The 20,679-nt window shown below is 44.3% G+C and carries 20 protein-coding genes, 1 riboswitch and 1 other annotated feature; of the genes, 7 read left to right on the forward strand and 13 right to left on the reverse strand.

Annotation, left to right across the window (positions count from 1 at the left end; all coding sequences use genetic code 11):
* Positions 1–105 precede the first annotated feature (105 nt).
* Both focA and AB4583_RS20390 read right to left on the reverse strand, forming a co-directional pair.
* Positions 106–948, reverse strand: a complete 843-nt coding sequence (focA, locus tag AB4583_RS20385) for a formate transporter FocA (protein WP_372119139.1) — start codon at positions 946–948, stop codon at positions 106–108.
* Between the two features lie 363 nt (positions 949–1,311).
* On the reverse strand, positions 1,312–2,619 hold the full coding sequence (locus tag AB4583_RS20390; RefSeq protein WP_017065323.1) for an ATPase: 1,308 nt from the start codon (positions 2,617–2,619) through the stop codon (positions 1,312–1,314).
* Between the two features lie 257 nt (positions 2,620–2,876).
* Between AB4583_RS20390 and AB4583_RS20395 the strand changes: the two genes are divergently transcribed.
* The 3 genes from AB4583_RS20395 (at position 2,877) to AB4583_RS20405 (ending at position 4,734) form a co-directional block, all read left to right on the forward strand.
* A complete protein-coding gene (locus AB4583_RS20395; protein ID WP_017060280.1) occupies positions 2,877–3,107 on the forward strand; it encodes a TIGR02647 family protein in 231 nt (76 codons plus the stop codon).
* Between the two features lie 114 nt (positions 3,108–3,221).
* Positions 3,222–4,076, forward strand: coding sequence for an NAD(P)H-binding protein (locus AB4583_RS20400; protein WP_372119143.1), 855 nt, complete (start codon positions 3,222–3,224; stop codon positions 4,074–4,076).
* Positions 4,069–4,734: a YdcF family protein gene (locus tag AB4583_RS20405; protein ID WP_032545711.1), complete on the forward strand. Its 666-nt coding sequence runs from the start codon at positions 4,069–4,071 to the stop codon at positions 4,732–4,734. The genes AB4583_RS20400 and AB4583_RS20405 overlap by 8 nt, the downstream gene beginning before the upstream one ends.
* A gap of 149 nt (positions 4,735–4,883) precedes the next feature.
* Here the strand turns inward: AB4583_RS20405 and AB4583_RS20410 are convergent, their stop codons facing one another.
* The gene (locus tag AB4583_RS20410; RefSeq protein ID WP_017060277.1) at positions 4,884–5,462 is read right to left on the reverse strand and encodes a thymidine kinase; all 579 of its coding nucleotides are present in this window, start codon (positions 5,460–5,462) and stop codon (positions 4,884–4,886) included.
* Positions 5,463–5,560: 98 nt separating this feature from the next.
* Positions 5,561–6,946, reverse strand: coding sequence for a cysteine--tRNA ligase (cysS, locus tag AB4583_RS20415; RefSeq protein ID WP_372119146.1), 1,386 nt, complete (start codon positions 6,944–6,946; stop codon positions 5,561–5,563).
* A 365-nt stretch (positions 6,947–7,311) separates the two neighbouring features.
* On the opposite strand from cysS, the gene AB4583_RS20420 reads away from it, so the two are divergent.
* The 4 genes from AB4583_RS20420 to AB4583_RS20435 all read left to right on the forward strand — a co-directional run bounded on the left by AB4583_RS20420 (position 7,312) and on the right by AB4583_RS20435 (position 10,608).
* A complete protein-coding gene (locus AB4583_RS20420) occupies positions 7,312–7,806 on the forward strand; it encodes a peptidylprolyl isomerase (protein ID WP_017060275.1) in 495 nt (164 codons plus the stop codon).
* Positions 7,807–7,883: 77 nt separating this feature from the next.
* The gene (gene lpxH, locus AB4583_RS20425) at positions 7,884–8,618 is read left to right on the forward strand and encodes a UDP-2,3-diacylglucosamine diphosphatase (RefSeq protein ID WP_017060274.1); all 735 of its coding nucleotides are present in this window, start codon (positions 7,884–7,886) and stop codon (positions 8,616–8,618) included.
* 123 nt (positions 8,619–8,741) lie between these two features.
* Positions 8,742–9,959 carry an EAL and HDOD domain-containing protein gene (locus AB4583_RS20430; RefSeq protein WP_372119151.1) on the forward strand — a complete coding sequence of 406 codons (1,218 nt, stop codon included), beginning with the start codon at positions 8,742–8,744 and terminating at the stop codon, positions 9,957–9,959.
* Positions 9,960–10,095: 136 nt separating this feature from the next.
* Entirely contained in the window at positions 10,096–10,608 is a 513-nt protein-coding gene (locus AB4583_RS20435) for a YchJ family protein (RefSeq protein WP_017060272.1), read from the forward strand.
* A gap of 241 nt (positions 10,609–10,849) precedes the next feature.
* Here AB4583_RS20435 and hisIE read toward each other — a convergent pair whose 3' ends face one another.
* From hisIE to AB4583_RS20480, 9 genes are all read right to left on the reverse strand, one after another.
* Positions 10,850–11,500: a bifunctional phosphoribosyl-AMP cyclohydrolase/phosphoribosyl-ATP diphosphatase HisIE gene (gene hisIE / locus AB4583_RS20440; protein WP_017060271.1), complete on the reverse strand. Its 651-nt coding sequence runs from the start codon at positions 11,498–11,500 to the stop codon at positions 10,850–10,852.
* The gene (gene hisF, locus AB4583_RS20445) at positions 11,497–12,270 is read right to left on the reverse strand and encodes an imidazole glycerol phosphate synthase subunit HisF (RefSeq protein ID WP_017060270.1); all 774 of its coding nucleotides are present in this window, start codon (positions 12,268–12,270) and stop codon (positions 11,497–11,499) included. The genes hisIE and hisF overlap by 4 nt, the downstream gene beginning before the upstream one ends.
* On the reverse strand, positions 12,252–12,989 hold the full coding sequence (gene hisA / locus AB4583_RS20450) for a 1-(5-phosphoribosyl)-5-[(5-phosphoribosylamino)methylideneamino]imidazole-4-carboxamide isomerase (RefSeq protein WP_012604374.1): 738 nt from the start codon (positions 12,987–12,989) through the stop codon (positions 12,252–12,254). The genes hisF and hisA overlap by 19 nt, the downstream gene beginning before the upstream one ends.
* A gap of 43 nt (positions 12,990–13,032) precedes the next feature.
* On the reverse strand, positions 13,033–13,647 hold the full coding sequence (gene hisH, locus AB4583_RS20455) for an imidazole glycerol phosphate synthase subunit HisH (RefSeq protein WP_017060268.1): 615 nt from the start codon (positions 13,645–13,647) through the stop codon (positions 13,033–13,035).
* A 9-nt stretch (positions 13,648–13,656) separates the two neighbouring features.
* A complete protein-coding gene (hisB, locus tag AB4583_RS20460) occupies positions 13,657–14,745 on the reverse strand; it encodes a bifunctional histidinol-phosphatase/imidazoleglycerol-phosphate dehydratase HisB (RefSeq protein ID WP_017067390.1) in 1,089 nt (362 codons plus the stop codon).
* A gap of 129 nt (positions 14,746–14,874) precedes the next feature.
* Positions 14,875–15,915 carry a histidinol-phosphate transaminase gene (gene hisC, locus AB4583_RS20465; protein WP_017060266.1) on the reverse strand — a complete coding sequence of 347 codons (1,041 nt, stop codon included), beginning with the start codon at positions 15,913–15,915 and terminating at the stop codon, positions 14,875–14,877.
* 9 nt (positions 15,916–15,924) lie between these two features.
* A complete protein-coding gene (gene hisD / locus AB4583_RS20470) occupies positions 15,925–17,226 on the reverse strand; it encodes a histidinol dehydrogenase (RefSeq protein WP_017065318.1) in 1,302 nt (433 codons plus the stop codon).
* Positions 17,226–18,122 carry an ATP phosphoribosyltransferase gene (gene hisG / locus AB4583_RS20475; RefSeq protein ID WP_017060264.1) on the reverse strand — a complete coding sequence of 299 codons (897 nt, stop codon included), beginning with the start codon at positions 18,120–18,122 and terminating at the stop codon, positions 17,226–17,228. Before hisG ends, hisD begins: the two co-directional genes overlap by 1 nt.
* A 53-nt stretch (positions 18,123–18,175) precedes the next feature.
* Positions 18,176–18,311, reverse strand: a sequence feature (His leader region).
* A gap of 190 nt (positions 18,312–18,501) precedes the next feature.
* Positions 18,502–20,094 carry a Na+/H+ antiporter NhaC family protein gene (locus AB4583_RS20480; RefSeq protein ID WP_372119154.1) on the reverse strand — a complete coding sequence of 531 codons (1,593 nt, stop codon included), beginning with the start codon at positions 20,092–20,094 and terminating at the stop codon, positions 18,502–18,504.
* 112 nt (positions 20,095–20,206) lie between these two features.
* A riboswitch (Lysine riboswitch) is annotated at positions 20,207–20,384 on the reverse strand.
* Between the last annotated feature and the right edge of the window lie 295 nt (positions 20,385–20,679).

The raw sequence follows: 20,679 nt of genomic DNA on the forward strand, positions 1-20,679 counted from the left end.
ATGCTCGGCGCACAATAAAAAACGGCCTGCAATGCAGGCCGTCTTGTAAATGTCATAAGTCAGTTCAGTGTTTCCACAGAGCGTTAACTCATTTCGTCAACTGAGTTAGTCACGTAGGTAGATCAACCAGTACCACATACCAACAAAGATACCGCCGCCAATGATGTTACCGATGGTAACGGGCAGCAAGTTGTTCATCAGAAAGTCCATCATGTTCAGATCAACATAGTCCGCAGGATTAGCGCCCGTCATTGTCCAAAATTCAGCCGGAGCAAATGTTTTGATGCCGATAGCTAAAGGCACTTGGAACATATTTGCAATACAGTGCTCAAAACCAGCCGATACGAACATCGCTACAGGTAAAATCATTACCGCAATTTTGTCAGTCAGAGTACGTCCACTAAACGTCATCCATACCGCGATACAAACTAATACATTACACATGATGCCGAGCGCGATAGCTTGGATAAAATCATGGTGCATCTTATGTTGAGAGATCGCCATTGCATTCAAACCCACTTGGCCTTGGTCGAACATGTACTGTTTGGTCAGTAACATACAAGCCACCAGCAGCAATGCGCCAATCAAGTTACCTACATAAACCGTAGCCCAGTTCTTAACGAGCGTGCGCCAAGTAATCTTGCCACTTGCACGAGCAACCAGAGTCAGCACCGAACTGGTAAATAGCTCACCACCGGTAACAACAACGAGAATTAAGCCCAAGCTAAATGCAAGACCACCTAATAAGCGAGTAATACCCCACGGCAAATCACCAGCACCAGTCGTTACGATGGTGTAAAACACAAACGCAATACCGATATGTATGCCAGCGGAAATCGCTAGGAGAAAAGATTTGATTGGATCTTTGGTTGCTTTACCTACGCCAATATCTGCAGCGCGCTCAGCCATTTGTGGCGGTAATAATGAGTCAAATTGGTTTAGATTCATGATGATTTACATTTTGAAACATGTCGTCGGGAGCGCGATAATCCTCTCTTTCATTTCTGAATTCAAGAGCTATTTTAGGCACAAAATAGCTCTCACAGCCTTGTTGAAAGCAAATAGTCCGAGTTATTCCAAATTCATACGACTTTAGTAGTAAAAAGAAAACTCTGCTGAATGATTAGTTATCAGCATAGAAAATAACACATCTATAAATATCAACAAGTTAAGTTAAAAATCAAAGAATAACGTACACTAAAATGGCTCACAGAGCGCTTTTATTTCTAGATTTTGACATAGATCAACAGAACGTAAAAAAAGCGCCCTAAGGCGCTTTTAACTCAATCACAAATAAAGAAATTAGTGATGCTAAACCGAAGGTTCAATCACTTCTTCTGATGATTGTTCTAGGGTTGAATCCTCTAGAGTAGATTCAACAGCTGGGGACATCACATCAGAGTCACTTTCGTTGGCCACTTTGCCACCTAAGCTTTTCAAACTATCCACTAACTCTTCTAAGCTTTTAATGTGAGCATCACTCTTGGTAATCTGCTCACCGAGCAACTCACTGTGCTTGGTTGCTTCAGACAGTTGCTGCGCTTGCTTCTGGTTTTCAGACTCCAGCTTAGCTAATTGCTCAGTCAAAGTTTTAATCTCTGACTTTAATGACGCCGTCATGTCTGAGCCTTTCAGCGCTTTAACACTCGCTACAATTTTTTGAGACTGAAGACGCAATACAACATCACGGTGATCTTCATCATTAACCACTCGTGAAATGCTCAATAACTGGTTCTCTGCATTCAAAACCGACTGTTCGAACTGGTCGCCTTTTACGCTCGCCAGCACTTTGACTTCATGAGCAACACTGCGTACGTGGTTTAATTCGAACTCCGCAGCGTGAACTGCGTCTTCAATGATAGACTTTTCACGGGGACTGGCTTTCACTTGGCTTTCTGCCAAAGCAATTTGAGATGCCGCTTTAGCAAACGTCAGTGGAACAACGTCATCGAAATCTTCATCTTCCAAGAACTCTAATTCGTTCTTCAAAGGTTCGATGTATTTCTTATGCGCCACTTTAACTTCTAGTAAGCGAGCATTGTTAAGAAATTCCACCTGCGCTTCTTGAGCGTCTTCAAGCTCATCGACCAGCACATACTCGAACAACTCGCTGTATTCTGAATACAAACGTTTGTAGCTCGAGGTAAACATGGTATCTGCGCCAAGAAACTTCAGGTAATCCATTTGGACAATCGAATCCGCGAGTACTCGATCAGCCTTCTTCTTTAACACTAAGATCGAGTCATAGTTTGATTTGATCAAAGCGATTTTTTCATCGAAGGCTTCAGCGTAAGTTAGGCTCGAAAAAATGGAGTAACTCTTGGTTATCCGAGTTTCGTCTTTAAGTAAGTCCGCATAAATGCTTTCAGCATCATCCCATGCGTCTAATAGTTCATTGTAATTCTCTGGTGCATAGAGAGACAATTGAGCATGGTCTTCAAGCTTAACTTCCCATTCGGAGTAAACGCTTTGGACAGACTGAAATGAACGGACCTCTATTGTCGATTCATTATTGTTGTTTGTGGTTTGGTTCGCATCTGTCTGCTCTGAGGGTGTACTTTGACAACCTGAGATAGCAAATAGCATACTGATCGTTAATGCTACTTTGTTCGCTCTCACTTATGCATATCCTTTTTATACAATATTCGCTCAATGCAAATTATTTCTAGTCACAATATATTACAACCACTTAGCAATAAACATCACTGATGATTTAAGTGGGTGCAAATCACCCAATATAACCAAAATAAACTCATCACTCGATGATTAATCAATCAATTTGGTATCACTTATCAATTCTCTTTATTTGCTATTGCCTGAGCCGAGAATGCGCACTAAGGTGAAGGTAGAGAACGTTATGAATATATAGGTTAATTATGAAGTACAACGCTGAACATATTGCTGATTTAAACCTCCTTCTTCAATTTGATGTAAGTAGTGCAGCTACTGGAATTAAAGTCCATCAAGAGGCAGCTCAAGAAACTCAAGACGCTGTTAAGCGCCTATTCGAAAAAAACCTTTGTACTCAGCCAGACGGCGGTTACCTAACAGATGAAGGTATCGAGATGGCAGAGCGCGCAGACAAGCTTCTTCGCGTACTAAACTAAAGCTCCATTGTTCTAGTAAAAACTCCACTTGCTTCGGCCGTGGAGTTTTTTCATTTTTGGGCAAAGCTTTGTTAGGCTTATTGTAAATTCGTCATTTGCAGTTGTGAGGAACACATGGCTTCTATATTTATTGTCGGTGCAGGATGGGTAGGTGCACCTTTATCTGAACATTTAGAAAAACATGGTAACCGAGTAGTGGTCACGAAAACGACCCAAGCGGGAGCAGATGCCATTGGTAGCGAACAAATTCCATGTGAAGTGTTTAGCTTTGATTCATCCGATCCACAACAGACTATCGGGCGACTCTATTCATTGTTACTCGAAAACAACACTGAAATTGTGATTGGCAGCTTCCCTCCTGGCTTTAGAAAAGGAGCAGGACAAGAGTATGCCGACTACTGGCAGCAACTCACCAATGCATGTCAAAAGGCCAACATTAAAAAGCTCATTATGGTTAGTTCAACTACGGTATACCCAACTAAGCCGGGTGTGCTGAACGAGCTGGATGCATCACTCCCCCTTTCGACCTCAGATAACGAGCACGCGTCTTTATTTTCCGATAACGCACGAATCATGCTGCAAGCTGAACAGTCAGTGATTGATTCCGGTATCGACTACACCATTCTTCGCTTTAGTGGCTTAATCGGCCCAAGCCGTCACCCATCACGCTTCGCAAGCAAGTTAAAACAAGTCAGCACTCAAGCTCCAGCCAACATGCTGCACCTTGATGATGCAATTGGTGCTGTCGATTTCGCTATCAGTCAACTGCACAATGAAATAGTTAACGTGACCACACCAAATACAGTCAGTAAGGCGGAGTTTTATGCCGCGGCACTGAAAAGCGCCAACAGCAGTGAGCCTCTGCCCGCTGTTGTTGATACCCCAGACAAGTTAATCTCTTCGAAGAAGGTTCTCGACTTAGGTTATTCATTTAAATTCGAATCCACACTGGACGCACTTCATGACTGAACAATCTATTGCTAACAAAAATCCCAACATAAAACTGCATCGCTCAGTCGACACCCTTTGGAACTTTATGTCGATGGGTCACAAGGTTACGCCTTCCGACTGTATCTTTGTATTGTGTAGCAACGATACTCGCGTAGCTGAATATGCAGCCGAGCTTTATCACCAACAGATCGCGCCTTACATCGTTTTTTCTGGCGGTGTGGGGCGCTTTACCGAAAGAAGCTTTGAACGCTCAGAAGCAGAAACATTCGCTTCTATCGCACGAGATTGTGGCGTGCCTGACTCTGACATTATCATAGAGAAACACGCAACAAATACTGGGGAAAATGTACGATTCACTCATGAGTTGCTGACAGAAAAAGGGTTATCGCCGAAGAGGCTAACCTTAGTTCAGAAGCCCTTCATGGAGAAACGTACCTACGCAACCTTCAGTAAACAATGGCCTGACGAAACTTCCGAGATTACCGTGACGTCGCGATGGCAAACTTGGGATGATTACTTTAACGAAGAGTTGCCGTTAGATATGGTGTTAGGCGCATTAATTGCTGATTACGAGCGAATCAAATCCTACCCAGAGAAAGGCTTTCAGATTGAGATGCCGATCCCCGACGACGTTGACCACGCCTATCAAGCATTGAAGAAGCTCGGTTTCGAATAAGCAAAAGTTAGACTTTGAACAAAGTAAAAGCTCGGCAGGAAATAAAACAAAAGCTCGGCTTGGAAGAAAGCAAAACACAGGCCCAATAAACAAAAACGGTGACACTTGGTCACCGTTTTTCGTTCTTTCGCGTTAGCAAATAGAGCTGCTTATTTACCTAACGCTTCTTTGTAGTGCAGACGGCAAACAGAAACGTATTTGTCGTTACCGCCAATAGCCACTTGGTCGCCCTCAGCAATCGCCACACCGTGCTCGTCGGTACGAATTACCATGTTCGCTTTACGGCCACAGTGACAAATTGTTTTAAGCTCAACAAGTTTATCTGCCCAAGACAGTAAGTAACGGCTACCTTCAAACAGTTCACCCAGGAAATCGGTACGTAGGCCGTAACAAAGTACAGGGATGTGCAGCTTATCAACCACTTCTGTTAATTGGTACACCTGCTCCTTCGATAAAAATTGGCACTCATCGATCAAAACACAATGACGCTTTTCTTCCTCATTGAGCTTTTTGATCGCATCAAACATGTTGGTGTCATTTTTAAACAGCTGAGCTTCAGATTGCAGACCAATTCGTGAGCTCACTTTACCGATACCATAGCGATCGTCCAAAGCTGCCGTAAAGATCACTGGCGTCATGCCACGTTCTTGGTAGTTGAATGAAGATTGAAGAAGCGTTGTTGATTTACCCGCATTCATTGCCGAGTAATAAAAATACATCTGAGCCACAGAAATATTCCTGTTAATTAAAAGTTGAAGATAGAAAAGGTGAAAATAGAGAATTCGTGCTAGAAAAAAGGGCTGAAAATCAGCCCTTTTTATAAGATTTACTTACGACGCCAAGTCGTGCCTTCTGGGCCATCTTCCAGAACAATACCCAACTCGTTTAGCTTATCACGTGCAAGGTCGGCATTTGCCCAATCCTTTGAAGCACGAGAGTCGTTACGCAGTTTGATCAACGCTTCGATTTCAGCCACTTCGTCGTCGTTACCTGCCGCATCACCTTGTAGGAAGGCTTCTGGCTCTTGGTGAAGAATACCGATGATGTCTGCTAGTTCACGCATCAATGCACCCAGTCCGCTTGCTTTTTCAATGCTTTCAGGCTTGATACGGTTGATTTCACGAGCCATTTCAAACAGTACTGAATAAGCTTCAGGTGTGTTGAAATCATCGTTCATCGCTGTAGAGAATCGAGTCACGTACTCTTCGCCACCGGCAGGAGCGGCTGTAAGGTCTAGGCCACGAAGTGACGTGTATAGACGCTCTAGTGATGCGCGAGCTTGGTTTAGGTTATCTTCGCTGTAGTTTAGCTGGCTACGGTAGTGACCAGACATTAGGAAGTAACGTACCGTTTCAGCATCGTAATGTGCTAGCACGTCACGGATAGTGAAGAAGTTACCTAGTGACTTAGACATCTTCTCTTTGTCTACCATCACCATACCACTGTGCATCCAAGTATTTACATACTGAGTGCCGTGCGCGCAGCAAGACTGTGCGATTTCGTTTTCGTGGTGAGGGAACTGCAGATCTGAACCACCACCGTGGATATCGAAGTGGTTACCAAGAATAGACGAGTTCATTGCTGAACATTCGATGTGCCAACCTGGACGACCCGGGCCCCATGGCGATTCCCATGTAGGTTCACCTGGCTTAGACATCTTCCAAAGAACGAAGTCTAGTGGGCTGCGTTTTGCAGATTCAACATCAACGCGAGCACCCGCTTGAAGCTGATCAAGGTCTTGCTTTGAAAGCTTACCGTATTCGTCGAATTTCCTTACTTCAAACATCACGTCGCCGTTGCTTGCAACGTATGCGAAACCACGTTCAATCAGCTTTTCAACAAGCTCGATGATTTCAGTGATGTATTCTGTCGCACGAGGCTCAACATCTGGACGCTTCATGTTCAATGCATCAAAGTCAGCGTGCATCTCACCGATTAAACGCTCAGTCAGAGAGTCACAAGACTCACCGTTTTCGTTAGCGCGTTTGATGATTTTGTCATCGATATCTGTGATGTTACGAACGAAATTCAAATCGTAACCAAGGTAACGAAGGTAACGAGTTACTACGTCGAAAGAAACGAACGTACGACCATGACCAATATGACAGAGATCGTATATGGTTACCCCACAGACATACATGCCGACTTTGCCAGCTGTAATTGGTTTGAATTCCTCTTTCTGTCTTGTGAGCGTGTTATATATCTTCAGCATGATCTCTATCTATTTTATGGATTAATCAAAATAAGCTCGCAGTATAACAAGTCATACCTTAATAGGTAATCCCTAAAAGCAGGAATTATACCAATCACGGTAAGTAGATGGTCATAAATAGCGCAGAAAAAATGCTTGTGGACAAGGAAGCTCTTTTCGACAAAAAGTTTCGATAAGTAGTTATTCTACATTCAAAATTTCTAACGACGTTATCAAGTGTTTTAACAAGCTAGGATGGCCAGTTATTTACTACGATTGGTATTACCTCAAACATCCGAGTTAAGTTAATGATTTGGTGATTTGAAAGTCTGCCAACATGCGCTAGAATTCGAACTTCATATTAAAAAGACAGTAAGGTAACAATCATGATCATCCTTCACACAAATTTTGGTGATATCAAAGTTCAACTTAACGAAGAAAAAGCACCAGAAACAAGCGCAAACTTTCTACAGTATTGCCGTGACGGTTTCTACGACAACACACTATTCCACCGTGTTATCGATGGTTTCATGATTCAAGGCGGCGGCATGACTTCTGGCCTTAAAGAAAAGGCAACTCGTGCAACGATCAAGAACGAAGCAAACAACGGTCTAGCGAACAAAGTTGGTACGCTAGCAATGGCTCGTACTATGGAACCGCATTCAGCGAGCTCTCAGTTCTTCATCAACGTTAACGACAACTCTTTCCTAAACTTCCGTAGCGAAAGCCTAGACGGTTGGGGCTACTGTGTATTCGCAGAAGTTGTTGAAGGCATGGACATCGTAAACAAGATTAAAGGTGTTAGCACTGGTTCTATGGGTATGCACCAAGATGTACCTCTAGAAGAAGTGATCATCACTGGTACTACAATCGAAGCTTAATTCATCGCTTTCGGTTAGTATTGATGAGCCGATAAAATCAGGATATAGGGAGCGAATCGCTCCCTTTTTTTAGACCTATGAAAACATATTTTATATCAGATCTGCACCTTTCTCCGTCACGAGAAGACATCACAGACTGCTTCTTAACCTTTATGAAGAAAGAAGCCGTAGAAGCGGATGCACTTTACGTATTAGGTGACCTTTTCGAATTCTGGATTGGTGACGATGATAAGAGTGAATTCGCGACTTCTATCCGCCAAGCGTTTATCGACTTAGTGAAAACAGGCGTGCCTTGTTACTTTACTCAAGGGAACCGCGACTTCTTAGTCGGCAAAAAATTTGCTAAGCAAACGGGCGTACAACTTCTCGACGAAGTTTCTACGATCGATATCTACGGGCAAAAAGCGGTAGTATTGCATGGAGATACCCTATGTACTGAAGATGTAAAGTACCTCGCCTTTCGCGAAAAAGTGCATCAGCCATGGTTACAATGGGTCTTCAACCGAATTCCATTTTTCATCAAGAAGAAAATTGTTTCAAAGGTTCAATCAGATATCAAAGATGACAAGCAGACCAAGTCTCTCGACATCATGGATGTGACACAGCAAGAAGTCGAAGATGTGATGGAACGAAACAATGTCGATCTGATGATCCACGGCCATACTCACCGCCCAGACATCCATACATTTAATGCTAACAATTGTACTAAAACCCGTATCGTACTTGGCGATTGGTATACGCAAGGCTCAGTGCTGGTGTTCACGCCGCAAAGTTTTGAACTACAGAATCGAGCGTTTAGCAATAGCTTTTAACATCACGCTTAAACTTTCACTTTGATTATTATTGTCGGTCAGACTTTCTTAGAAAGTGTATGGTAATTTCTAGTGAATTAGCTATTATCTCTCTACCAGAAATAAACCGAACACAGTACCAAGTTGAAATATTCATACGTAGCGCGTCAACCAATACTCGACACAGGCAAGAAAACCATAGGTTACGAGTTGCTATTCAGGGATGGTCCTAAGAACACTTTCCCTGAAGTAGAGCCGGAGCTCGCTACTAGCCGTTTGCTTTCCGATCACTTCTTATCGACCCACTATAATACGTTGGGTGATAAGCTTGGGTTCGTGAACTTCCCATATGCAAGCCTAATCAACTTAGTCCCTACTCTGTTCCCCAAAGAAAGCCTCGTTGTTGAGGTTCTTGAAGACTGCGAACCAACAGACGAATTACTTGAAGCAATCAAAACCATCTTTGACGCGGGTTATACCATTGCGCTAGACGACTTTGTGCCAAGTAAAGCTTGGAAGCGCTTCTTACCCTACGTTTCAATTATCAAGTTCGATATCCGTTTGACGCCAATTGCCAAAGCAGCGATGTTTATGAACTCTCTCAAAGGGCTAGATATCAAGTTCCTTGCTGAGAAAGTAGAAACGTACGAAGAATACCAAGAAGCGAAAAAAGCAGGCTTCACCTACTTTCAAGGTTATTTCTTTAGCAAGCCAGAGATGATCCAAACGCGTGCGCTCAACCCGGCATTCCTGACGACCGTTCAGCTGTTAAAAGAGATTGCGCACGACCCTATCGACTTTGGTGAAGTAGAGCGTTTGATTACGCTCGATGTGACCATGTCGTATAAGCTACTTACCTACGTAAACTCCGCTGGCGGTTCACCAACAACGATTCGTTCATTCCGCCAAGCGCTTATTTACCTTGGTGAACAAAAGCTGCGTAAATTCGTTTCACTTGTGGCGATCGCATCAGCGAAAGAAGACAAGCCGGACTCACTCTACGGTTTAGCGGTATTACGCGCGCGTCAATGTGAGCTCTTAGTCGAGAAGATGAATGTGAAGGTTGAGCCAGGACAAGCCTTTTTGACCGGTATGTTCTCGCTACTGGATTCACTGTTTGACCAACCGTTGAAGCAAGTACTGGACTCAGTGCCAATCGACGATGAGATTAAACAGGCCCTTATCCAACGTAAAGGCGTGTTAGGTGCTGTATTGGCGATGGTGGTTGCGTATGAGCAAGCTCGTTGGGAAGAAGCGACTCGTATTCGCCAGCTTCTCAAACTGAGTGAAGCTCAACTTGGTCAAGCTTATGACGAAGCGACGACTTGGGCTCAAGAGCTATTGTCTCCAGCCTTGAAATAGTAAACTTCGCGCTAACACTTTGATAATTTCAATAACTTCAACAGAAACTAAACTTTGGTGAGCGATCGTTTCTTGGTAAACTCCCACGCATTCACTTATGGCCTCTTAATAGAGGCCATTTTTACAGGATCTGACTATGTCTTTATGCCCATGCGGTAGCAAAAATACTTACCAACAGTGCTGTGAATCAGCGCACCTTCACCACAGTGCTGTTGAAACGCCTGAACAGTTGATGCGCTCTCGTTATTCAGCGCACGTGTTGGGTTTAGTTGACTATGTTGTTGCGACTTACCACCCTAGCTGCAACGCAGAAGCGCAAAGAGAAGGTATTGCCGAATCTATCAACAGTGATTGGGCAGGACTAGAAGTCATCGATACTGCGGTAGGCTCGCACCAAGACGAAGGCTTTGTTGAGTTTAAAGCTTACTTCAATGAAGAAGGCGCACAATACTGCATGCAAGAACGCTCTCGCTTTATACGGGAAGACGGTCTTTGGTACTACATTGATGGTACCTTCCCAGAGCAGGAACAAACTACACAACCAGAAATTGACCCACGCTTAAATCAAACCGTTGAGAGCTTTAAAATCGGCCGTAATGATCCGTGTATTTGTGGCAGTGGTAAGAAATACAAGAAGTGCTGCGGGTAACTCGTTCGACTAAGAAGTCAGATTAAGAGAAGAGATTCCTGATGTCGCTTAGGCTCCTCGGAATGACGCAAAGTCAGAGGTTAGAAAAGTGACGTAGGGCTTAGAAATCTTGAAATCTTGAAATCTTGAAATCTTGAAATCTTGAAATCTTGAAAATTAAAAAACTAAAAAGCCCCGTAAACATGTTTGTTTGCGGGGCTTTTGTCTGTCTTTTACGCGGTTCTATTAATCTAAAGAGAGCTTACTTATGACGCTCTTTCAGCTTGTTTACCACATCATCCATCGATAAGCCTTGGTCTTGAAGAAGAACCATTAGGTGGTAAATCAAATCTGCTGATTCACACACTAACTCCGCCTTATCGCCCGACGTCGCCGCAAGCGCGACTTCAACGCCTTCTTCGCCCACTTTTTGCGAAATACGCTTGGTGCCACGGGCATATAGACTGGCAGTATAAGAAGATTCAGGATCGGCGTCCTTGCGGGCAGCCAATAGCTGCTCAAGCTGATGAAGCCACACCATCTGAGACTCTTCTTGCTTGTCTCCATCCCAACACGTTGTTGTACCTGTGTGGCACGTTGGACCAATGGGATTAACTTTAACCAGTAAGGTGTCGCTGTCACAGTCCAAGGCGATGTTTTGCAGTTGCAATACATTGCCCGACGTTTCACCTTTCGTCCAAAGACGCTCTTTTGTGCGAGAGAAAAACGTCACATTGCCAGTTTCACCCGTTTTCTCAAGTGCGGCTGGGTTCATGTATCCCATCATTAGCACTTGGCTTGACTGGTAATCTTGAACAATCGCTGGCACTAAGCCATCTACTTTTTCCCAGTTAATACGCTCTGACAATGCGCCTACTTCTGTTTTTGATAAGCTTACGGGTTCAAAACTCATAGTCGCACCTCTACATCTTGTTGTTTTAAATACTGTTTAAGTTCACCAATATTGATGACTTGTTTGTGGAATACCGAAGCCGCAAGTGCTCCATCCACGTTGGTCTTTTTATAAGCTTCAGCAAAGTGCTCCATTGCACCAGCGCCACCAGAGGCAATCAATGGCACATTACACACTTCACGCACCATGTTTAACTGATCGATATCATAGCCGTTACGAACGCCATCTTGGTTCATCATGTTTAACACAATCTCACCTGCGCCACGCTTCTGTACTTCCTGCACCCAATCTTTGGTTTCCCATTTGGTTGCTTTAGTACGCGCTTCATCGCCTGTAAATTGGTAAACCTGATATTTACCGGTTTCTTTGTCGAAGTATGAATCGATACCGACAACGATACACTGAACGCCAAACTTATCAGCAAGGTCAGTAATCAGCTGTGGATTAGCCAATGCCGGTGAGTTGATTGACACTTTATCCGCACCAAACTCAAGAATGCGCGCTGCATCTTCTGCTGATTTAATACCACCAGCGACACAGAAAGGGATATCGATCACTTCAGCTACGCGTTTCACCCAGCTTTTATCGACCACACGGCCATCACTTGATGCGGTGATGTCATAAAATACCAATTCATCGGCGCCCTCTTCTGCATAGCGTTGTGCTAGCGGAACGATGTCACCAATAATTTCGTGGTTACGGAACTGAACGCCCTTAACCACTTGTCCGTCACGGACATCCAAACAAGGGATTATTCGCTTTGCCAACATGCAAATGCCTCCTCTGCGGTAAACTTGCCATCAAGTAGCGCACGACCCACAATCACACCCGCAACACCGCTGCCTTTAAGCGCTTCGATATCAGCTAGGCTGCCAATGCCGCCCGATGATTGGAATTGCACTTGTGGGTACTGCTTACAAAGATCAACATAGAGCTCTACGTTTGATCCTTCTAGCGTGCCGTCACGTGAAATATCGGTACACAGCACGTGTTTAAGGCCAACCGTGAGGTAGTCTTCAATCAGCGCTTCAATAGTCACACCTGAATCTTCTTGCCAACCTGAAATCGCCACTTTACGTGTGCCGCTTTCATCAATGTTGATGTCTAGAGCCAGCACGATTTTTTCCGCGCCATACTTCTCCATCCAACCTTTCACCAACTCAGGTTGCTTAACGGCTGTAGAACCAACCACAACGCGCTGTGCGCCAGCTTCTAGCAGATCAACGACATCTTGTTCGTTACGCACGCCACCACCAATCTGGATGTTCGCAGGCGTGCTAGCAAGGAGCTTAGCAATCAAGTCTAACTGACGAGCCGTTGTGTCTTTTGCGCCCGTTAAGTCAACAAGGTGCAGCCAGCCAGCGCCAGCTTGGTGGTACAGATTAAACTGCTCTGCTGGGTCTACTTTGTATTCTGTTACTTGCCCGTAGTCTCCTTGGAATAAGCGAACTACTTGGCCTTCAATTAAATCTAACGCGGGAATAATCATTTACATTCCTTATATGGCAACGTTAGCCGCTGCCTAATCCTTATTACAATTCCAAGAAGTTCTGAATCAGCTTAGAGCCAGCTTTCGAAGATCGCTCTGGGTGGAACTGAACACCATAATAATTGCCACTTTGAACCGCCGCAGTGAACGGATTACCGTAATCACATTGTGCGATTGTGTAGTCGCCCACTGGCATTGCGAAGCTATGAACAAAGTAGAAGTATTCGCCTTCTTCAATGTCTTTAAATAGCGGGTGATTAGGCGTTGCTGTTACTGTGTTCCAACCCATGTGTGGTAATGGTAAGTCGCCCGTTTCAAGTAAACGAACTTCGCCATCACACAAACCTAGGCATTCAACTAACTCATCAGCCTTTTGACCTTTCTCTTGAGACAGTTTGCCTAACAGCTGCATACCTAAACAGATACCCAGCAGAGGCTTCTCAACTTGCTTGACAAGGGTAACAAGGTCACGCTCTTGCAGGTTCTTCATTGCCTCACTTGCTGTACCTACACCGGGTAGGAATAGCTTGTCGGCAGCAAGAACAACTTCTGGTTCTTTTGAAATTTCAACTGCGTAGCCTAAACGCTCAATGGCAAATTTCACCGAAGAAACGTTGGCACAACCAGTATCAATAATAACGACTTTTTGCTCTTTCATACCGAACCCTTACAGAACGCCTTTGCTGCTTGGTAACTCGTTACCTTCAACTTTGATTGCTTGGCGAAGAGTACGGCCAAACGCTTTGAACAGGCTCTCAATGATGTGGTGATCATTATTGCCATCAGAAGAAAGGTGTAGCGTGCAAGCCAATGTGTCAGTTAGAGAACGGAAGAAGTGAACCACCATCTCGGTTGAAAGATCACCCACTTGCTCACGGCTGAATTTAGCATCGAACTTCAGGTATGGGCGACCAGAAAGGTCTAACGCACACTGAGCCAAACACTCATCCATTGGTAGGCTGAAACCAAAACGGCCAATACCACGTTTGTCGCCTAGTGCATCTTTCAATGCTTGGCCTAAAGCAAGAGCGGTATCTTCTACCGTGTGGTGATCATCGATGTGCAGATCGCCTTTCACAGTCAGGTTCATTTGGAAACCACCGTGTGTCGCGATTTGATCAAGCATGTGGTCGAAGAAACCCATGCCGGTATCGATCTTGTTGCCACCGGTTTCATCAAGGTTTACTGCAACCTTGATATCTGTTTCTTTAGTGGTACGAACTACTTCAGCAATACGCGCATTAACCGTCAGATCTTTAACGATTTGTGGCCAGTTAAGCGTGCCTTCAGTTTCCGCATCCGGGCTATATTGAATACCGCGGATTGCCATGTTCTCTGCCAGTTGAAGATCCGTCATTCGGTCGCCAATCACAACAGAGTGTTGGAAATCGACTTTACCGCCTTGTAGGTACTCTTTAACCATACCCAGTTTAGGCTTACGGCAAGAGCAGTTGTCTTCGTCAAAGTGAGGGCAAATAAGCACGTCGTCAAACTTAACGCCTTGAGATTCGAAGAACTCCATCATCATATTGTGTGGTGCATCGAAATCTTCTTGTGGGTAGCTATCGGTACCTAAACCATCTTGGTTAGTCACCATCACTAGACGGTAACCAGCATCTTGCAAAGCAAGCAGGCTAGGAATTACTCGCGGTTCGAATTTTAGCTTGTCTAAACGGTCTACTTGAAAGTCAACTGGCGGCTCAACAATTAAGGTGCCGTCACGGTCTATAAAAAGTATTTTCTGTTGTTTACTCACTTGAACTTCCTTTTAATTTTAAATCTGGTGGCCTAGCTAAAATCAAACGCTAACCCAAAATATTGGTTTCACTTGCCAGCCCAATTAATCAACTCAAACTGGCAAATGTTATTACTGGTAAGCCTTTCGTTACTGATAAAAGTTACGAATGAATCCAAGTGTCTTTTCGCACTCTTCGCGGTTACCAATACTAATACGAACACAGTCTTCAATAGGTGAATTACGCAAAATAATGCCCGTATCCCAAGCCGCTTTAAATAACTCATCGCCGTTCGGGAATTTCACCAGTAAGTAGTTACCCCAGCCATCAAAAACCGTCACTTGAGGCATACCTAATAGACCCGCCTGCAAATACGCTCGGTTAGCACTTAAATCCAGAACTTGGAACTTAGCTCGCGCGAGTCCTTGCTCTGAGAGAGCTTGAACGGCAATGTCAGCAACAGGGATTGGCACAGGATAAGGAGCGATCACTTTCAACAGTACATCGATAAGCTCTTTATTCGCTAGCGTAAAGCCACAACGTAAGCCCGCCAAAGCAAAGGCCTTCGACAAGGTGCGCAGAATCGCTAGGTTTGGATATTGCTCAAGCAAATCAACGGTTGACGCTTCTGGACAAAAATCGATATACGCTTCATCCATCACCACAATCGCTTTGTCTTGTGTCATTTCAAGCAACTTGATGATGTCTTTGCGATCAACCAAATTACCGGTTGGGTTATTTGGGCTACAAACAAACACCACTTTTACGTTGTCGAGCTGAGCTTCGATAGCTGGAAGATCCAATTGCCATTCAGAAGTCAGAGGCACAACCTTACGCTCAACACCAATCGTCTCTGCACTGATTGCGTACATACCGTAAGTGGGTGGGCAGTAAAGAATAGCGTCTTCGTTCGGCTCACAGAAAGCACGAATCAGTAATTCAATACCTTCGTCAGCACCACGCGTTGTCAGAGTTTGCTCTGATTTCACGCCTGCGTATTGAGCGTAAGCATCAATCAGCTCTTTTGGCTGACATTCGCTGTAACGGTTAAGACGAGACAAGTTCAGGTTGTACTCGTTATCAAACGGAGATTCGTTGGCGTTTAGCCATACATCACCAGTACCGCCTATGCGTCTTGCAGACAAGTAAGGTGTTAGAGCCTGAACTTGTTTTCTTGCTAACTTTTCCATGCCCTACCCTTATTTCGCTTTATTTAACTTTTCAACTCGGATAGTCACAGCGCGTTTGTGTGCATCCAAACCTTCGGCTTCCGCCATTGTTACTACTGTTGGCGCTAGGCCTTTCAACCCATCGGCTGTTAGCTCCTGCACCGTCATTCGCTTAGAGAAATCAGCCAAACCTAGGCTTGAATACGTCTTGGTATAACCGTAAGTCGGAAGAACGTGGTTTGTGCCGGATGCGTAGTCACCTGCAGATTCTGGAGACCAGTCACCAAGGAAAATTGAGCCTGCATTATCTAGCAATGGCAGCAATTCACGGGGGTTCTTGGTTTGAACGATCAAGTGCTCAGGACCGTAGAAATTCGAAATCGCAATCGCTTGAGTGATCGATTCAGCAATGATGATTAAGCTTGAAGCCAATGCTTGCTGAGCGATGTTCGCACGAGACAGTTCTTTCAGTTGCTTTTGAACCGCTTCTGTTACTTGGTCTGCAACCACTGGAGATGGAGTTACCAATACTACTTGAGAGTCAGGCCCGTGTTCCGCTTGGCTCAACAAATCCGCTGCAATGAAGTCTGCATCAGCCGTTTCATCAGCAATCACTAACACTTCAGATGGGCCAGCTGGCATATCAATAGCTGCTCCGCGGAAGTCATTACTCACTTGGCGCTTTGCTTCCGTAACGTAGGCATTACCTGGGCCGAAGATCTTATCGACTTTAGCCACACTCTCGGTACCGTAAGCCATTGCTGCAACCGCTTGACCACCACCAACGTTGTAAACTTCGTCGATCTTACAAAGCTTAGCGACATACAAGATTTCATCAGCGATTGGCGGAGGTGAACAAAGCACAACCTTACGACAACCTGCGATTTGAGCAGGAACACCTAACATAAGAACCGTTGACGGTAGTGGCGCACTGCCACCGGGAATATAAAGGCCAACAGTATTAATCGCGCGCGTCACTTGCTCACACACAACACCAGGCTGCGTCTCAACCTTAATTGGCTGCGGCTTTTGAGCTTCGTGAAACTTCGCAATGTTGCTATAAGCTTGCTCTAACGCTTGCTTCATCTCTGGTGTTAGACGAGCACACGCCTCTTCAATCTCACCCGAACTGACTCGGATAGATTCTGGAGTTACACCATCAAACTTTGCAGTCAGCTTTTTAAGCGCGGCATCGCCTTCATTTCGTACTTTTGCAATAACATCAGAAACAGTCGCTGTGATGTTTGCACCTTCAGTAATAGCTGGACGCTCTAATACCGAGTCTTGCTGTGATTCACTTAAAGATTGCCAAACAACGGTTCTCATCGTCACTACCCCATCATTTTTTCGATTGGTAATACTAGAATCGAGCTTGCACCCAACTCTTTCAGCTGTTCCATTGTTTCCCAGAACAAGTTCTCTGTACTTACTAGGTGCACGGCAACTTTGTCTTTGTCTGTAGATAGAGGAAGAACCGTTGGATCTTCAGCACCAGGCAGTAGTGCTTTGATTTGCTCTAGTTGAGAGGTTGGCGCGTGAAGCATGATGTACTTCGACTCTTTCGCTTGTTGAACACCCTGCATACGAGTCAGTAGTTTTTCAATCAGTGCGGTCTTGTCTGCGTCGAAGTCGCCAACACGTTGAATCAGTGTTGCTTTCGATTGGAAGATAGCTTCTGCTTCTTTTAGGCCGTTCGCTTCAAGCGTTGCACCTGTAGAAACTAAATCAGCGATAGCGTCTGCAAGGCCAGCGCGAGGCGCGACTTCAACCGAACCTGTTAGCATACAAGTGCTGAACTCAACACCCTGCTCGTCCATGTAGGCTTTAAGTAGTTGTGGGTAGGTTGTCGCAATACGTTTGCCCGCTAAGTCTTGTGGGCCGTTGTATTCTTCGTCTTTATTAATAGCGATTGAAAGGCGGCAACCACCGAAGTCTAAACGACGTAGTGTGCGGAACTCTGAAGGCTCTTTAAGAGCAACACGATCTAGACGAACTTCTTCTAGTTCATTTTCACCGATGAAACCAAGGTCAACTACACCATCCATGATAAGACCTGGGATGTCGTCATCACGAACGAGTAACAAGTCGATTGGCATATTTAGTGAGTGAACCACTAGGCGCTCACCCATGATATTAAATTTAACACCACATTTTTTAAGTAGGTCTTGGCACTCTTTACTTAAGCGACCTTTCTTTTGAATTGCGATTCTTAGGCGTTGTGTCTGCATTGCTGTATCCCTGTGCAAATATTTGAATTTATTGATTATTTAAAAGCGCTAAAACTAAAAAACCCTCGGGGACTTTGTCATCCCGAGGGTTTAAATCTAAATTCTTTTGACTTAACCTCCGGGAGTAATCTTGCTCCCGGGTATACGTAAATCTCCCCGAAAGACTAGATAGGGTGATGATGGTGATGAATGTTCATTATTAATTTACGCATACTTATCAGCTCTTAGGTTGTTTGCTGTCTTGTCTCCACACTAACTAAGCTGACATCCTTTTTCAACCATTTATTCGAACTTTTTTCACGAAACTTAAAATTAAATTAACAGGCACAAAAAAGGGAGGCAAACGCCTCCCTGATAGTTTACTGATTAACTTTCAATTTTAGCTTTTGCACGTCGCCATTTTGCAGCGAGAGAAGTAAGCCAATGCAAAACATACAGCAACAAACGTTAGAGACGCTGCGCCAAATGCGATGCCAATTGAAGATGTCATACCTAGAGTGATGAAACCAATGCACGATACGAACGCTACAGACAACGCGTATGGAAGCTGAGTCGAGACGTGGTCGATGTGGTTACAACGAGCACCAGTAGAAGACAGAATCGTCGTATCTGAGATTGGAGAACAGTGGTCACCAAACACTGCACCCGCTAGAACCGCACTTAGCATTGGAAGAATCAGTGCGATATCCGATGCTGCAGCCATATCACCCGCGATTGGTAGCATGATACCGAACGTACCCCAAGATGTACCTGTAGAGAACGCCATAACGCCCGCTAGAAGGAACAACATAACCGGTAACCAGTGGTAATCAATGCTGCCTGTTACTAGAGACGATAGGTAAGAACCCGTTTTCATGTCGCCGATTACAGAACCGATAGTCCATGCAAACACAAGAATCAGAATCGCGCCAAACATAGAGCTAGCACCGATCCACATTGTTCTTGCGATATCAGTCATAGATAGCTTTTGCTTGAATACTGTCGCTAGTGCTACTAGTAAACCAATAACACCACCGTAAACAAGAGACTTACCTACATCCGTGTTTTCGAATGCGCCTAGAAGGTTGAATGCTTGGCCATCAGCAGCCAGCGCTTGGCCGCCTGTGTAAAGCATTGCAGCCACTGTCGCTACAATTAGCGATACGATTGGCATAACAAGATCAGAAACTGAACCGTTTTCGCTCTCTTCGATATCTAACTCTTCGTTTAGATCGTGAGCTTGCTTTTGATCGTTGTCACCTTCAAAGCCACGGCCTTGAGATGCTTCGATCTCATGCTCACGCATCTTACCAACGTCTAGACCGAACCATGCTACTGCGAACACCATTAGTAGTGCGAATACAGCGTAGAAGTTCATTGGGATAAGACGAACGTAAGCACCCAGTGCAGAATACTCTGTCACACCGTGTGTCACTAAGATGCCACCAATGATCGTGATGATGTAAGCACCCCAACTAGAAGCTGGCATGATCACACACATAGGAGCCGCAGTAGAATCAAGAATATAAGCTAGCTTAGCGCGAGATACGTAGAAACGGTCTGTAACAGGACGAGAGATTGCACCCACTGCCAAGCTGTTGAAGTAATCATCAACAAAGATGAATACACCTAAAAATGCAGCAAGCAGTTTTGAACCACGCTTGCTCTTAACTCGAGACTGAGCCCACTCAGCGAATGCACGAGTACCACCAGAAAGCGTTAATAGCGCTGTTGTCATTCCAAGAATAATTAGGAAAGCAATGATGCTCATGTTCCAAGTATTGACACCACCATCTTCGATGAAAACACCAGATGCTTTAGTAAATACGTAGCTAGCGGCATTACCTACTGAATAGTCAGCCAGTAAGATGGCACCCATAACGATACCGACACCCAAAGAAACCAATACACGGCGGGTAACAATAGCAAGGCTCAAAGCCACAAGGGGCGGAAGCAAAGATAAAGGTGATGTTGCAAAATCTATTAAATTCATGATCTTCAAAAACCAGTTTTTTATTTGGCTAGAGATCTACTGCAGACAAACTTGATACGGCTGACCAAGCTCATGTTGAACTAAGCGAAAGGGAAGTGAACACTTCACCCAACCCTACAGTAGCGCTCCATAGTTTAAAATTAAGACTATGGCAGTGTTGTACCTATTGAGCACAACCCCAGCAAATTGCTTAGATATACAATTTACTTCGGCAATTACACCTTTCATTCCCGTTCATTGGCATCACCCCAACGGAAGTTACTTTTTATAATTGCACCTCTACGTGCGATAACATTATTAACCGTGTAAACCAGAGTTTAACAACAAATTAACCAACACCTCGCATCAGGTAGCCGCAATTGTACTCATCAAGAGCAACAATGCAACATATCATTCCGAGAAAAATAGCTTTTTGTTAATGAACTAATCAATAGAAGAATAGTCTACATAAGTTGACTACTCCACCTGTCACATATCATTTTTTAAGATATTCTTAATAATTATTATAAATTCAATAGAAATACTGCTCTGAATTTTCAACTATTCATCTCACTTTTATATTTAAATATGTAATAGAAGAAATAC

The organism is Vibrio sp. 10N.222.49.C12 (genome assembly GCF_041475025.1).
GTDB lineage: Bacteria > Pseudomonadota > Gammaproteobacteria > Enterobacterales > Vibrionaceae > Vibrio > Vibrio crassostreae_C.